This window comes from Merdimmobilis hominis (assembly GCF_900104615.1).
GTDB lineage: Bacteria > Bacillota > Clostridia > Oscillospirales > Ruminococcaceae > Merdimmobilis > Merdimmobilis hominis.
In genome coordinates this window covers 1299747-1314121 of sequence record NZ_LT629939.1, presented here as the reverse complement: position 1 = coordinate 1314121, position 14375 = coordinate 1299747, and the positions used below count along the sequence as shown (strand labels likewise).

11 protein-coding genes and 1 CRISPR repeat array are annotated in these 14375 nt (G+C 57.1%); of the genes, 1 reads left to right on the top strand and 10 read right to left on the bottom strand.

The window, feature by feature from the left end; genetic code table 11:
* Window position 1: 1 nt before the first annotated feature.
* Window positions 2-1021: a M42 family metallopeptidase gene (locus tag BQ5353_RS06370; RefSeq protein WP_054331902.1), complete on the bottom strand. Its 1020-nt coding sequence runs from the start codon at window positions 1019-1021 to the stop codon at window positions 2-4.
* A 15-nt stretch (window positions 1022-1036) separates the two neighbouring features.
* On the bottom strand, window positions 1037-2425 hold the full coding sequence (murD, locus tag BQ5353_RS06365; RefSeq protein ID WP_054331903.1) for a UDP-N-acetylmuramoyl-L-alanine--D-glutamate ligase: 1389 nt from the start codon (window positions 2423-2425) through the stop codon (window positions 1037-1039).
* A gap of 371 nt (window positions 2426-2796) precedes the next feature.
* Here murD and BQ5353_RS12895 point away from each other — a divergent pair, with 371 nt between their 5' ends.
* Window positions 2797-2970, top strand: coding sequence for a hypothetical protein (locus BQ5353_RS12895; protein ID WP_153801628.1), 174 nt, complete (start codon window positions 2797-2799; stop codon window positions 2968-2970).
* A gap of 126 nt (window positions 2971-3096) precedes the next feature.
* Here the strand turns inward: BQ5353_RS12895 and BQ5353_RS06360 are convergent, their stop codons facing one another.
* The 8 genes from BQ5353_RS06360 to BQ5353_RS06325 form a co-directional block, all read right to left on the bottom strand.
* A complete protein-coding gene (locus BQ5353_RS06360) occupies window positions 3097-3993 on the bottom strand; it encodes an NAD(P)-dependent oxidoreductase (protein WP_071427509.1) in 897 nt (298 codons plus the stop codon).
* A gap of 630 nt (window positions 3994-4623) precedes the next feature.
* The gene (gene cas2, locus BQ5353_RS06355; protein ID WP_054331904.1) at window positions 4624-4914 is read right to left on the bottom strand and encodes a CRISPR-associated endonuclease Cas2; all 291 of its coding nucleotides are present in this window, start codon (window positions 4912-4914) and stop codon (window positions 4624-4626) included.
* Window positions 4915-4923: 9 nt separating this feature from the next.
* On the bottom strand, window positions 4924-5955 hold the full coding sequence (gene cas1c, locus BQ5353_RS06350) for a type I-C CRISPR-associated endonuclease Cas1c (RefSeq protein WP_071427508.1): 1032 nt from the start codon (window positions 5953-5955) through the stop codon (window positions 4924-4926).
* Window positions 5956-6051: 96 nt separating this feature from the next.
* Window positions 6052-7903: direct repeats of the CRISPR family, unit length 33 nt; unit sequence ATTTCAATCCACGCCCTCCTCACGGAGGGCGAC.
* A 169-nt stretch (window positions 7904-8072) separates the two neighbouring features.
* Window positions 8073-8726: a CRISPR-associated protein Cas4 gene (gene cas4, locus BQ5353_RS06345; protein ID WP_054331905.1), complete on the bottom strand. Its 654-nt coding sequence runs from the start codon at window positions 8724-8726 to the stop codon at window positions 8073-8075.
* Between the two features lie 5 nt (window positions 8727-8731).
* Window positions 8732-9619, bottom strand: a complete 888-nt coding sequence (gene cas7c, locus BQ5353_RS06340) for a type I-C CRISPR-associated protein Cas7/Csd2 (RefSeq protein ID WP_071427507.1) — start codon at window positions 9617-9619, stop codon at window positions 8732-8734.
* Window positions 9612-11357, bottom strand: coding sequence for a type I-C CRISPR-associated protein Cas8c/Csd1 (gene cas8c, locus BQ5353_RS06335; protein ID WP_071427506.1), 1746 nt, complete (start codon window positions 11355-11357; stop codon window positions 9612-9614). The genes cas7c and cas8c overlap by 8 nt, the downstream gene beginning before the upstream one ends.
* Window positions 11354-11998, bottom strand: coding sequence for a type I-C CRISPR-associated protein Cas5c (cas5c, locus tag BQ5353_RS06330; protein WP_071427505.1), 645 nt, complete (start codon window positions 11996-11998; stop codon window positions 11354-11356). The genes cas8c and cas5c overlap by 4 nt, the downstream gene beginning before the upstream one ends.
* A 200-nt stretch (window positions 11999-12198) precedes the next feature.
* The gene (locus tag BQ5353_RS06325) at window positions 12199-14337 is read right to left on the bottom strand and encodes a CRISPR-associated helicase/endonuclease Cas3 (RefSeq protein WP_071427504.1); all 2139 of its coding nucleotides are present in this window, start codon (window positions 14335-14337) and stop codon (window positions 12199-12201) included.
* Window positions 14338-14375 lie beyond the last annotated feature (38 nt).

The following is a 14375-nucleotide window of genomic DNA, read 5'->3' as shown; positions in this document are numbered from 1 at the left end:
GTTACCGCACCTCCTTCAAAAATGCCGCCAGCAGCTGGGCGGTGTGGTCCACATCCCGGGGGGAGAGCACTTCAATAGGGGAGTGCATGTACCGCTCAGGGATGGAAATAAGGGCAGTTTTTATGCCGCAGCCCGTCCCGGCGATGGAGTCGGCGTCGGTGCCGGTGGAACCGTTCATCACCTCCAGCTGGAAGGGGATGTTCTCCCCTTTGGCGATCTCCTCCAGCTTCCGGGAGAGGCGGTAATCCAAGATGGGGGCAATGCCGATCATGGGGCCGCCCTCCAAGACGCCGCACTTGTGGCGGGGTGCGTCGGGGGTATGGCCGAAGGAGACATCCAAAGCCACCGCATGGGTGGGGTTTACCAGGTGGGCCACCGTCTTAGCGCCCACCCCGCCGGTTTCCTCCTGGGTGGTGAAAGCCACCGTCAGCCCGCAGGGGAGGGGCTCCCCTTGCAGCAGCTCCAAAGCTTTCAGGACGCAGGCGCAGGAGGCCCGGTTGTCCAGGGCCTTGCCGCTGACCAAGCCGCCCAGCAGTTCCCGGGGTTGGGCATCGATGGTGGCCCGATCCCCCAGGCACACCCGGCGGGCGGCCTCCGCCCCATCGCAGCCGATGTCCACAAAGACATCCTCCACACGGGGCAGGTCGGTTTCATCCCCCTTTTGCAGATGGGGCGGGATGGAGGTCACCACCCCTTTGACCGGGCCGTTTTCGGTGTGGATGGTCACCGGCGATGCGGTGATGACCCGCCGGTCCACCCCGCCCACCGGAGCCACCCGCAAAAAGCCGTTCTCCTCAATATAAGTCACCACCAGGCCGATCTCATCCATATGGGCGGCCAGCAGGACATGGGCCCCGCCCTCCTTAGGCTCCCGGACAGTGGCATAGATGCTGCCAAGAGGGGAGGTCTTGACCTTCCCATAAGGGGTTAGCAGTTCCTTTAAGCGCTGGGCCGCCGGGCCTTCCCGGCCGGAAACCCCGGTGAGGGCGGAGAGTTCCAGCAGCAGTTGTGTTGTATTCATATCCTTATTTCCTCCCTACAGAGCGTGGACCAAGGCTTTGAAGTGTTTGCCCCGCTCCTCAAAATTGGGGTAGCTGTCAAAACTGGCGCAGGCGGGGGAGAGGGAGACCACATCCCCAGCCTTGGCCTCCCGATGGGCGATGGCGACTGCCTCGGCCAGATCCTTGGCGTGGCGGATCTCCATGCCGCTGGCGGCAAACCCCGGGCAGGCCCGGACCGCCGCCTCGATTTTGGGGGCGGTGACCCCAGTCAAAATCAGCAGTTTTACCTTCTCCACCATCACTGGGGCCAGAGGTTCAAAGGGGATTTTTTTATCGTAGCCCCCGGCCAGGATGATCATCTTCTGGTCAAAGGCGTTGAGGCCGGCGATGGCTCGGGTGGGGCTGGTGGCGATGGAATCGTTGTACCATTTCACCCCGCAGAGCTCCCGGACAAACTCAATGCGGTGCTCCACCCCGCCGAAGGTGCGGGCCACCTGGCAGATCACTTCCGGGGAGACCTCCCCCCACACGGCGCTGATGGCCGCCAGATAGTTTTCCACGTTGTGCAGGCCGGGGATGCGGATCTCCCCCATGGGCAGAATGGGGATTTCCTCCCCCCGGTATACCATGGTGAGGGTGCCGTCCTCCCCCAAAAAGGCTCCCTGTTCCGGCTTTTTGCGCCGGGTGAAGAAGAAGGTCTCACCCCTCGTCAGCTCCCCGAAGGAGGCGGTGATCTCATTGTCTAAATTGAGCACCGTCCGGGAAAACCCGGTCTGGTGGGCAAAGATGTTCTTTTTGGCGTCGATGTACTCCGCCATATCCTTGTGGACGTCCAGATGGTTGGGGGCCACATTGGTCACCACCGCCACTTTGGGGCTGGACCGCATGGAGATCAGCTGGAAGCTGGAGAGCTCCACCACCGCCCGGTCATCGGGGGAGACCTGTTCCAGGATGGGCAGCAGCGCCCGGCCGATGTTGCCCCCTTTGTGGACGGTGAAGCCCTGCTTCTCCAGCATTTCAGCGATGAGGGTAGTGGTGGTGGTCTTGCCGTCGGAACCGGTCACCCCGTACACCGGGCAGGGGCACAGCTCCAGAAAGACCTCCAGTTCGCTGGTGACCACCTGGCCCCGCCGGCGGGCGGCAGTCAGCTGGGGGGTAAGGTACTTCATCCCTGGGGAGCGGAAGATGATCTCCCCATCCAGCCGGTCGAGATAATCGGGGCCCAGCTTCAGCTGGACGCCCAAGCTTTCCAGCCAATCGGCGGTTTCGCCCAGCTGCTCCCGGGTCTTTCGGTCGCAGAGGGCCACTTTTGCCCCCTTGCTCACCAAAAGAGGGATCAGCTCCCGATGGCTGACCCCCACGCCGATCATGTCCACCCGTTTGCCTTTCATGCTGTCCATAAACGCCTTGACCCGTGGATCCATACCCATTCCTCCCGTCACAAATATACAATAAGTAATATTCTATCCAAAATTCAATAAATTGTGCATTCCTGTGGCCTTCAGCCGGGGGTTTCATCGAAAATCCGCTGGCCGCCAGATGGACAAGCCCTTTTCTCATCTACCAGGGCGCCCGCCTCTGCTCCAGAGCTGTTCCAGTTGAATTTCCCAGGAAAAATACCGATTTTTTGCCTTATTCATTATACGATTTGCCACAAAAAATAGCAACGCATATCCCCAAATTCACGTATTTTTTTGCCCGTACATACGTATACTGATAGGAGTTTTCCCTTGGGCAGCGTGTCCCGGGGAAAAACAGCAGAATCGCCCCATTTGAAAAAGGAGGTCCTCACCCTATGGAAAAACCCAAACAACCAATCAAAAGCTGGCCGGAACCAAGCCCCCTTCTCCAGGAGGAGCGGTGGCAGGATTCCATTGAGATAGAAAGCTGGATGAACGCCACCGGGGACGTGGACGATTTCATTTTTTATCCCGAAGAAGAGTTTTTGAAGTATCACAGCGAGCGGTAACCGGCAGCATTTCATTCCGGTTGCCATCCCAAAAAAGGAAAGGCCGCCGGTAATACCGGCGGCCTTTCCCTGTAGAAGGGGACCTTTTTCCAACGGCGATCCCCCATTTTGCACTGTAATTTTCGGTTACAAGAGCTCGCTCATCGAAGCGGCAATCTCATCCTTCTCATACTCTTTGATCAGCGCCTGGGTGCCTAGGTTGCCCAAGCCCTCAGCGTCCATCCGCTCATATAGCCGCAGCACCTCGTTCAGGATGGGCAGCTCCAACCCCACATCTTCCGCTTCCTCGGTGGCGATGTTCATATCCTTGATGTAGTGCTTGATGAAGAAGCCAGGGGCATAATCCTTTTTCAGCATCCGGGGGGCGGTGTTGGTCATCTGCCAGCTGCCCGCCGCACCTGCGCTGATGCTGGCCAGCATGGTATCCACATCCAGACCTACCTTTTTGCCGTAGGCAATGGCCTCACAGACACTGGCCACCACGCCGGAAAGGGCAATCTGATTGGCCATCTTGGTGTGCTGGCCGCAGCCAGGGCCGCCTTCGTACACGATATTGGTGCCCATCGTTTCAAACACCTGATGGCAGGCGTCAAACGCTTCTTTATCCCCGCCTACCATAATGGAGAGGGTGCCGTTTTTTGCGCCGGTATCCCCGCCGGAGACTGGGGCATCCAGTGCAAAAACGCTCTTGCGCTTGGCTTCGTTATAAATGCGGACCGACAGCTTGGGGCTGGTGGTGGTCATGTCGATGAGATAAGCGCCTTTCCTAGCATTGGCGATGACGCCGCCCTCCCCAAAGTAGACTTCCTCCACATCTTTGGGGTAGCCGACCATGGTGATGATCACATCCTGGCCTGCCACACAGGATCGGATGTCATCACACCAAACCGCGCCCTCTTCTATAACATCCAGGCATTTTTCCTTGGTGCGGGAGTAGATGGTGAGTTCATAGCCATTTTTCATCAGATTGCGGACCATGGATTTGCCCATGACCCCCACGCCGATAAAACCTATTTTTTTCATGATGAAAACCCCTTTCCAAACGCCGTCGCGGCAAGATGTCCCCGCCGGGGGGAAGTCGGCCTGCACCCCAAAAGGGAGCGGCTCTGCCCGCCGGCAGCACTGCCTTATCTTCTTTGGGAAACTTCCGTGGGCCGGGGCTTCTCGCAGGCTGTTTCTCAAAGGAAAAGCCCGGTGCGGCCGCCCGTATGCGCCACAAACCTTCCACCTCTAGTATACCATAAAGTCTGCACAAACGGTGAGAATTGCGATGCGGCCTCTGCCGCAAAGGGCTTCGCCCTGCAAACAATTCTTCCAACGCCACAGGCTTTGCTTGTAACTATTATACCATAAAACCCCCGCGACAAATAGGGGATTTACGGGTGTCATGAAGATTTCCCACGAAGGGCCCTGCTGGGAATCTGCTCAGATTCTGTTATGGGAACGGCAATCTAGCCCAGAGGAGGCTGTCATCTGGCCGGTGTTTTAACTCACGCCCCCTTCGCGGAGGGCGACTTGCCGCTTTCGGTCAAATATGTATGGAAGCCCAAATTTCAATCCACGCCCCCTCCCAGAGGGCGACAACGGCGCAACGGCACCGGAGCCCGTTCGGAGGATTCCAATCCACGCCCTCCACTTTGTGGGACAATCCTTCTATAAAATCAGTATCCCCGCCGGGTCATAGCCTGGACGGGTACCAATGTGCACGACCTTATTTTGATAGGAGTTTCCCAACTGATAAAACCGAAGGCTGTCGGTCTCCAGGTCAATCATCCCCTCCAAAGCGTGTTGAAACCGGACATATTGGGCATTGTCCAGACTGCATTCAAACACAGAATTTTGCACCCTCTGCCCATAATCCACACAGAGTTTTGCCACTTTGCGAAGACGTCTGCGCCCTTCCGCGGTCTGGGTATTCACATCATAGGTCACCAAAACCAACATATTCTCCCCTCACTTCCACAAAAACGGCGGATATTCCTCCAAATCCCCGCGCAAAGTTCTCGCGAGGAGCATTGCCTGAACCGAGGGGACCAATCCCCACTCCATCTTCTCCCCCAAAAACGGGTGGCGAATGGTCTCCTTTCGCCGTTCCTGCCAAGCGGATAGGAAGGCCCGCCGCCCTTTATCATTAAGCAATACAGCTCCACTTTCTTGAATATCAAAATCCCCTGGCTGCAATTGCTTTCGGTTGATGCAAGAGAGAACAAACCGATCTGCATACACACTGCGGAGCTCCTCCTCCAAATCCAGCGCCAGGGAAGCCCTTCCCGGGCGAGGGCGGTGCAGAAACCCCACATATGGATCCAAGCCAACTCCTTCCAATGCTGAAGCGCACTCGTGTGCCAATAGGGAATAGGCAAAGGATAAAGCGGCATTGACTCGGTCCATCGGTGGTCTCCGGCTGCGACCTGAAAAAGAAAATGCCTCCTTTTGCTGTAAAATCAAGGCATCCATCCTGCTAAAATAAGTCTGGGCTGCTTCCCCTTCCAAGCCCATGAGTTCATTGAGGCTTTCGGCGTCTTGCAGCTGAAGCAACGTGCCTTGTAATTTTCGGGAAGAAGCCTTTAAAGCTTCCACTGGCACCCGCTGGGGGTGATCCCTTGTCGCTCGTTCTAAGACCCATCTGGAATTGTATACTTTTCCCATCAGCAGATTTTTTGCAAACCGCACTGTCTGCACTGGGTCCATAGACGCGATGGATTGCTGTTGGCGAAGGAGAACACTGCCCGATGTCTCTCCGCAAACCCGGGCTAAAAACCGTCCATTGGGGGTAAAAAAGCAGAAATGTATACCCCGTTTGACACAAGCACCTAACAGGGCAGGGCTTGCCCCTTTGTAACTGAAGCAAAGGATATTCTCTAAAGTGTGCAGGGGGAACCGCCCCAATTGATTTTCCCCCTGGGAGACCACTACGTTCTCCCCATTGAGGGAAAGGTAACTATCCTCTGACAAAACATATAAGGTATTGAGCAGGTGTTTCATAACTTCCCCTTTCCAATCGGATTTCTAGGCAGCGTCCACACTGCCTCCTCGCGGAAGGCGACGCCCGTAATACTGAATGCCCAGCTTCTCTTTTATATTTCAATCCACGCCCTCCTCACGGAGGGCGACTCATCTGGTACGGCCTCAACTGGTCCTTTGAGCTATTTCAATCCACGCCCTCCTCACGGAGGGCGACTAAGATCGCGGTTAATTCCTTGTTCCCAATCAAATTTCAATCCACGCCCTCCTCACGGAGGGCGACGTATCTGGCAGAATGTAATACCGGGACATTGGATATTTCAATCCACGCCCTCCTCACGGAGGGCGACCTAAACCAGGTCTTTGGCATGTCCAGCACCGAGATATTTCAATCCACGCCCTCCTCACGGAGGGCGACTTTTTCTGCCGGCGCATTAAGGCGATGGCCTCGGTATTTCAATCCACGCCCTCCTCACGGAGGGCGACCCGTTGCACCCTGCTGGTCATCTGAGTAGGTGGAAATTTCAATCCACGCCCTCCTCACGGAGGGCGACCGGTCCAAGGCGGCCACCAGATCATAGTCCAGGTTATTTCAATCCACGCCCTCCTCACGGAGGGCGACCGGTGGCAGAGTACTGGCCAAGAAGCCTATGAATTGATTTCAATCCACGCCCTCCTCACGGAGGGCGACGACATGTGGATGTGGAGGATAAGAATACCGTCGTATTTCAATCCACGCCCTCCTCACGGAGGGCGACGATGTTCACCTTCTTATCTATCCCATCCTGCCAGCATTTCAATCCACGCCCTCCTCACGGAGGGCGACGGTCGTCGTACCACTCCCAGGCCAAAATGCTGCGGAATTTCAATCCACGCCCTCCTCACGGAGGGCGACGGGGGCTGGATTGAGAGCGAGAAAAACCTTTCGCAGATTTCAATCCACGCCCTCCTCACGGAGGGCGACAACCGGCGTCCTCCACTACTACTGGGACAGCGGGATTTCAATCCACGCCCTCCTCACGGAGGGCGACAAGTGACCGACTCGTTGATGGCCAAGTCATTGAGAATTTCAATCCACGCCCTCCTCACGGAGGGCGACACTTGGTGGCAGATGACTGGATTTTAGTTGGATAATTTCAATCCACGCCCTCCTCACGGAGGGCGACTGAGGGCAAGGCCCTCCCCAGGGCTGGCGGCCAGGATTTCAATCCACGCCCTCCTCACGGAGGGCGACTTTAGGCATTGTTTTGTGGTAAAATAATAATGGATTTCAATCCACGCCCTCCTCACGGAGGGCGACCAGAAGCTGGGGGAGGATGAGCACTGGCTTCGGGTAATTTCAATCCACGCCCTCCTCACGGAGGGCGACCAGTAAACACCAAATCGTCCCACTGTCCTTATTATTTCAATCCACGCCCTCCTCACGGAGGGCGACTCAGTTTGATGACCTTCTTCATTTCAACAAACCAATTTCAATCCACGCCCTCCTCACGGAGGGCGACAATTATTAGTCCATCCAGAAGCGGGTGTACTATCTATTTCAATCCACGCCCTCCTCACGGAGGGCGACAGTTGCTTGGACATAGGTGCGGGCGCCCAGCTATTTCAATCCACGCCCTCCTCACGGAGGGCGACGATATTATCCTTCAAAAATCATCGCACGAATCGATTTCAATCCACGCCCTCCTCACGGAGGGCGACCCCCCGGGCCTTGGCCCGCTGGAATTCCCCTTCATTTCAATCCACGCCCTCCTCACGGAGGGCGACCATAGCAGCCTTTGGCAAAATACGCCTCGGTGGGGATTTCAATCCACGCCCTCCTCACGGAGGGCGACATGGTAATGATGGCTGCTGCTGAAGCAATATTTGATTTCAATCCACGCCCTCCTCACGGAGGGCGACAAGTTCGCCCTCGTCCAAATCTTCACCAAATCTTATTTCAATCCACGCCCTCCTCACGGAGGGCGACAGCAATTTTGCACAAAACATTTCTATTAATTTTAGCATTTATATGCTGCATTTGTATGATTTTACTTTTTATGGAATATAATCCAAAAAATTCCGCTTTGTGTCCTCCTTTTTTCCATCAATTTGGTGCGAACCCTTCAGGAGTTCTCTGACCGCTTCCGATTCGCACATCACACAAGTTCTTCCATCCTTTGTTCGATATACTCCCTAACAGAGGGGCTTCGGGACAGCTGGGGGAGACAGACGTCTTTTAAAGAACAGGCATTGCAATGCTTTTGCAACCTCCCTTTGGGGGTGTATCCCCGCTGTGCATATCCTTGCATCTCCTTGGCCAGCGACTCCACTTGGTTGCGCAGTTCCAAGGTAAACTCCACCTGCTCCCTGCGGCGGGTTTCCCCATAGTAAAGATAGCCATGGGTGATTCCACAGACCAACATCTCCTCTAAAGCCATTGCTTGGGCGCACAGCTGTATCCGGTCCACATCTGTCCCTTTGCTGCTCCCCCTTTTGTATTCGATCGGCACAGCCGACCAGGTTCCAGGGTGACCCGATAGGGGGATGCCATTCGGGTCCCTATGAAACTCCACCACATCGCATGCACCGCTGAGCCTTAAGCGATGGGAAACCACCCGCATCCCACGAAATAGAAGAAGATCCCCTCTCGACTCCCTATCGGTTTCATCATGGCACCGTTCATGGAACACTTGGCCTTTTGCTGTCCGCTCATTCTCCTGCCACTGTCCCTCCAAATGGATCAGTGCCCACTGCCGTCTGCAAAAGGCAAAATGCTGGATGCCGGAAAGCTGGAGATACTCCTCTTCCACCGCTTTTACCCCTTTCGGATACAGGTGACCCCGGCGGGCAATGCCTCTTCTGCAACCGACACCTCATAATCGCCATAACACCGGGCTACAGCGACTTCTTCTTTTCGGCGGACCTCCACCAAATCAAACAATTTGTGGGAGGGGGCGTTGCCAAGTTCACAATCGTGGCGGAAGATAATCAAGTCGCGGACTGCCATTTTGCCCCGGGCGGCGGAGTGATCGTTCTCAAACAGATTTAAAATGGCTTCCCACAGAAGTTCCAAATCCTCCTGGGAAAAACCGGTGGTTTTGCGGGCCAAATTGGCGGAGATATACCCTTCCGCCCGGTACAGCCCATAGGGGACAATGTACTTGCGGCCCATCTCTGTCCCTTTGCCCTCCGCATCCTTTTCAGTGGTGATGGCCACTCGGGTGATGGTGACCTCCTGGGGGACGATAGGGTCCACCGACCGGGCAAAGCTGAGCTGCACCGGGCCGCGGACCTGCCCACAGTTGAGGGCCCCTTTGACAAAGGTGGTCATCACTGCGCCGAAAGCACGGATGTCAAAGAAGTTTTGACACATAAAGTCCCGGATCTTCACATCCAGTTGGGGGTCAGCCTTTTTCGCTGCTTTCAGATCCCCAGTCACCCCCAAATAGGTTAGCGCCTCGTTGTCGCTGCGGTTGAGGGGGACCTGATCCTTGATATAAATGCGATACCCAGGGGTGTCTTCTTTGACCGTCTCCACATAATTGCGGATTTTGCGTTTGAGGCATACGTCGGTGACAATCCCATAGCCGCTTTCGGGGTCAATGCGGGGCATATTGCCTGCGTCGGGGTCGCCGTTGGGGTTGCCGTTCTCCACATCGAATAAAATGACAAAATCATACCGGTTTTGGATGGGCTCAGACATTTTCGATTTCCTCCTTTTTTGTATACCGCTTCTGGGTCTGGTGGTAATACCCCAGCTGGAATGCCCCTTGCTCCGGCAGGGTCATCCGGGCGGGGTAGGTCTCTTGTATCCGCTTCACCAAACCGCCGATCTGCTTGCTGTAGTAGACCTTCTGGGCAGTGCCCAGTTTGCGCAGGTGCTTTTCGGAAAGGTTCAGCAGCAACGGAAAGATGGTCGCCGGTGTGGCGGCCGCAGAGTTGAAGTATTTATCCTTGATGGTGCTGTTGATGCCGGGGTTGGCTGCGTTTTGCAGCCCTTCCAGCACCGAGAACAGGCGCCCCAGAACATAGGGGAGATAGGAGCTGTTTTCATTGAGTTCCACCGTCAAAACCTCCTTTGGACAGGCGGGCGTTTGGTTGCGCAGGTAGTATGCTTTTAAGATGGCGGCCCGGCCCCGGGTCACCTCCCGCTCCGCACGGATGCGCAGGGCGGTGAGGGTGAGCAGGGTAGAAGGGTACCGGCTCCCGCTGAGGATGGCCCGCAGAAGGTCGCCTGCCATCTGGGGGGAGGCTGTTTTCTCCCGGGATTTCTGGTTGACCGTCTCGGCCAGCAGCTTCCACAGGGGAAGCCTCTCTGTCTGGTCAAAGGCGGGCCGCTGGATTTCCAGCCGCTCATAGTGCTCTTCAATGTGGCGCAGCATCCCCCCGAAGCTGTTTTGGTAGAAAAACCGCACCGACAGCCGGCCCTCGTTGGGGGAGAGGCCCAGCACGTAAAACCGGGTTTGAGGGTCTAGTTCCGCCCCCTGCCACTGGATGGATTCCCCCGCGGACACGGCCCGGAGGATGCGGCTTAAATCCTGCTGGGTGATGGCGTCGCTGTCCCCATACAAGGCGGCCATGCCAACCTCTTGGTAAGCGGGTTCCCCGCCCTCAGCCCAGAACACTACTGTGGTGTCCCCCACCGTCTGGGTATACTCCCGGTCGGCCAGTAGGTGGTTGAGGGCGGTGGTGTAGGCAAAGGCCGCATAGGCCCCCACCGGGGCGTTGGCGTTTTGCTCCCGGCCGTAGGAACGGTCGGCCGGGGCGTTGAAGGAGACGAGGGCCGCCCCGCTGGGCTGGGCCCCCCACACCCCTTTGATGAATGGGTGGGTCAGCTCCACCGGGCCGGTTTCCCCGGTCACCAGGCAGCACATGGTGGGGCCGTCCCCGCCCCGGTTATAATAGGATTGCCACGCGGCGCGGATCTCCGGGTCCCGAAGTGCCTCCTGGCCTTCCACCCAGAAAACCAGGTTGTCCCCGGCCATCAGATCCTTCCAGTTCTCGGCGAGGGCCGGGTGTTGGGAGGCCGTCTGGGGGTCCCATCGGCGGAAAAATCCGGTGATCGCCTGGGCCGCCGGGGAGGGGAGGCCCTCCAGCAGCTCCAGATGAAGAGCCTTGCAGGCCGCAAAACACTCGCCGGCCCGTTTGGGGTTCCCCTTGCCGTCCACCCCGAGAAAATAGCCGCTGTGGTCGCACAAAAAGTTCGCTTTCGGTTTTGTACCAGAACGACCCACAGGCATGGGGACTTCCATCTTGCGGGGGAGAAGCTCCGCCTTTTTCCCCCGGAGCTGTTCTGTCTTCAAAGGGAGCAAGGCGAGAATCTCCCCTTCCAGGGACAGGTCCAGGGCATAGGAGACTTTTGCTGTCCCCCAGCCTGGCCGGGGAATCCGGCCCAGGGAAAGCAGGTCTTCATAATGGCGCGTCAGCGCATGGAGAATCATCGGAACACCTCACAGTGATCCAGCGACAAGACCCCTTGTTCCAGCTTGGCCCGGAAAAAGATGGGGGTGATGTTGGCCGGATCGGCATAGTCCATATCGTAGAGCATCAGCCCTAGGTCTCTGGTTTCCCCGATGGCGGGGACAGTGGCCCCTTCCCAGCTGCGGAAATGGGCGGGGAACTCCCTGCATCCAAAATAGGGCTGGTGAAAACACTGGCCCTTTTCCATCCGGCGGCGGATGATGTCCTGGAATTTCCCTGGGTTGTCACTGGGGCTGGCCTTGTCGGTCATCTCAAAATGGGCCTCAATCACATAGTGGACGTCTTGCAGCACCATGGCGGCCCGCTGCTGGATGTCCTGGGAGGCTGCCAGGTACAGGGGTTTTCCATTCCCCTGCATGACTCCTTTTGCCGCGCTGGACACCACTTTGCTTTTGACCTCATTGCGCCGGATGTTGGTAAACCGGATGGGGGAGAGCACATAAATCTTGTCGATGATCCACCGCAAGCCCGGGTGGTAGTAGATGGCCTCCACCAACCCCCGCGCTGCGGAGGGGGTCATCACGTCATAGGAGACCCGTTCCACCTTCAGCTCCGGGCGGCTGAAGCAGGCGTAAGCTCCCCAGACCTCCAACCGAATCATTGTATCCACTCCTTTCTCAAGCTGTCCTTTGTCCCCATTATCCCACAAAACGGCTTTCTCTTCTAGAAGAATTTGGTCATTACGATGATTTTCGACATATCAAGACATCAAATTCTGTATAAAACACAAAAATTCTACATCTGTATATAGCAAAACGCCGGAGGGGATACTGCCCCTCCGGCGTTTTATCTGGCTTTCTGTCACAGGAACCACCCTTTTCCGGTTTCCACATCCAATTGAAGGCCGGTATCCCCGTGGTAAAACGCGGGGTCCCGCAGGACGGCGGCCTCCTCCACTTGTTCCAGCGCCCCAGCGTCAAAAAGAGCTTGGTAGTGCTGGGGGTAGACATTCACCACATACTGGCCCAACGCCCGGAAAAGGCCCTGGCTCCAACGCCCTTCCCGCAGGAGCTCCACCAGCCTCGCCCCATCCCCAACGGGGATGTAAATAGGCACCGTTGGGCTCTCGATCAGCCGGAACCGCCGGGCCGCCTCGGCAAAGGGGAAACAGCTGCCCTGGTATCCCCGCCGGAACAGATCCAAAATCTGTTTCTGGTCCAGCGCCTCCTCCCCCTTGAGGGTGCGGTAAAATTGGAAGTACTCCCGGATGGCTTCCGGAGACGCCGGATCCTGGTGCTTGCGCAGAACCTGCCTAGCTGCCGCTATATTCTGGGCGATCATAGCCACAGGTCTCTCCGTCAGGCGAAACACCGCTACAACGCTCTCCTCTGCCAGACGCTTTCCCTCCCGATTGCAGCGGCCCGCTGTCTGCATAATAGAATCCAACCCCGCCTCCTCCCGGTAGGCAATGGGGAAATCCACATCCACCCCCGCTTCTATCAGCGAGGTGGAGACCACCCGGCAGGGGAGGCCCTCCCTCAGCCGGCGGCGGATCTCCCCCAGCTTGGCTTTTCGGTCCGCCGGGCACAGCAGGGTCGTGAGGCAATAGCTCCCCTCTTGAGGCAGGGAGGAGTACAGCTCCTGAGCGGTTTTCCGGCGGTTGACCACACAAAGGAATTGGGGGCGGCCTTGCCACTCCTCCAATAGGGTTTCCCGGGAAATCTCCCCCAGGGTTTTCATCGTCGTCCTGCGAAAAGCCTGGTATAACCCCTGGGTATCCGGGCAGATCTCCCGGATGGGGAGGTCTGGGGCCGCCTCTTGAAACAGCGGTTCCAGCGCTGGCTGGGTTGCGGTGCACAACACCGCGGTTGCGCCATAATGCTGTACCAGTTGGGAAATCGCCTCCACGCAGGGGGCGAGATAAGGCACCGGCAGGGTTTGCGCCTCGTCAAAGATCATCACACTGTTGGCCAAATTGTGTAGTTTCCGGCAGCGGGAACTCTTGGCGGCAAACAGGGATTCAAAAAACTGCACTGCCGTGGTGACCACCACTGGTGCATCCCAATTTTCGGTGGCCAATGCTTTCCGGTAAGCGGCAGGGGAACCCCCTTCTTCTACAGCATAATCTGCCCCGGAGTGATGCTCCAGGACATTTTCCTCCCCCAGGATTTGGGAGAAAACCGTTGCAGTCTGATCCACAATGGAAGTGTAGGGGATGACATAGACCACCCGGCTCATCCCCTGGGCTTTGGCCATGGATAAGGCAAAGGCCAGGGAACTCACCGTCTTGCCCCCGCCGGTGGGCACGGTGAGGGTGTAAAGCCCTTTTTCCCATTGGCTGCCACCAGTGAGGCATTGGCGCAGGATAGCGCAGCGGCGCCGGTTTAAATCGGTGTCCGGCTCCCACCATGGGGCGATGTACCGCTCCAACCGGGACAGCAATTCCCCTATGGAAACAGAACCGCCCCGCGGTGCCGGAGAGCCGTTCATAAAGGTCTCGGTGTCCAAATAGTCGGCATCCACCAAACAGGAGTACAGCATCCGGGTGAAAAAGGCGTCGGTGAAATTGTCCTTCTGGAATTTGCGGTCAACCCCACCAGTTGGGGGGCTGATCTCCTTTTCCCATTGGCCAAAGGGCTCCACAGAACGTTTGACCCGGCCCAAAAGGGTGGGGGAGTCGGGGCCATCCAACCGGCTTCCCCCGTCGGGCAGGCCCCCATGATGGCCCGCTACCGCAAAGGCAACTTCCGCCATTCTTTGGCGAAACGCCACCTGAGCCCCAGCTGTGGAGTGGTCGGTTCTCCCGCCGCCCTCCAACAGCCGCCTCTGGAAGGCATCGCTGTATTTCCCTATATCGTGGAGCAATCCTGCGGCCTGGGCCACCTCCTGGGCCCCAAAAGGGGCAGCAAAGCAGGCCGCCAATTCCGCTGTGCCCATCAAATGCTCAGCCACTGTCTGTTTGCGGGTTCCATCCTCGCTGGTATGGGCATATTTTTCCATGATATCCCGCCCTTCTTATAGGAATAAGGTCTTATTTC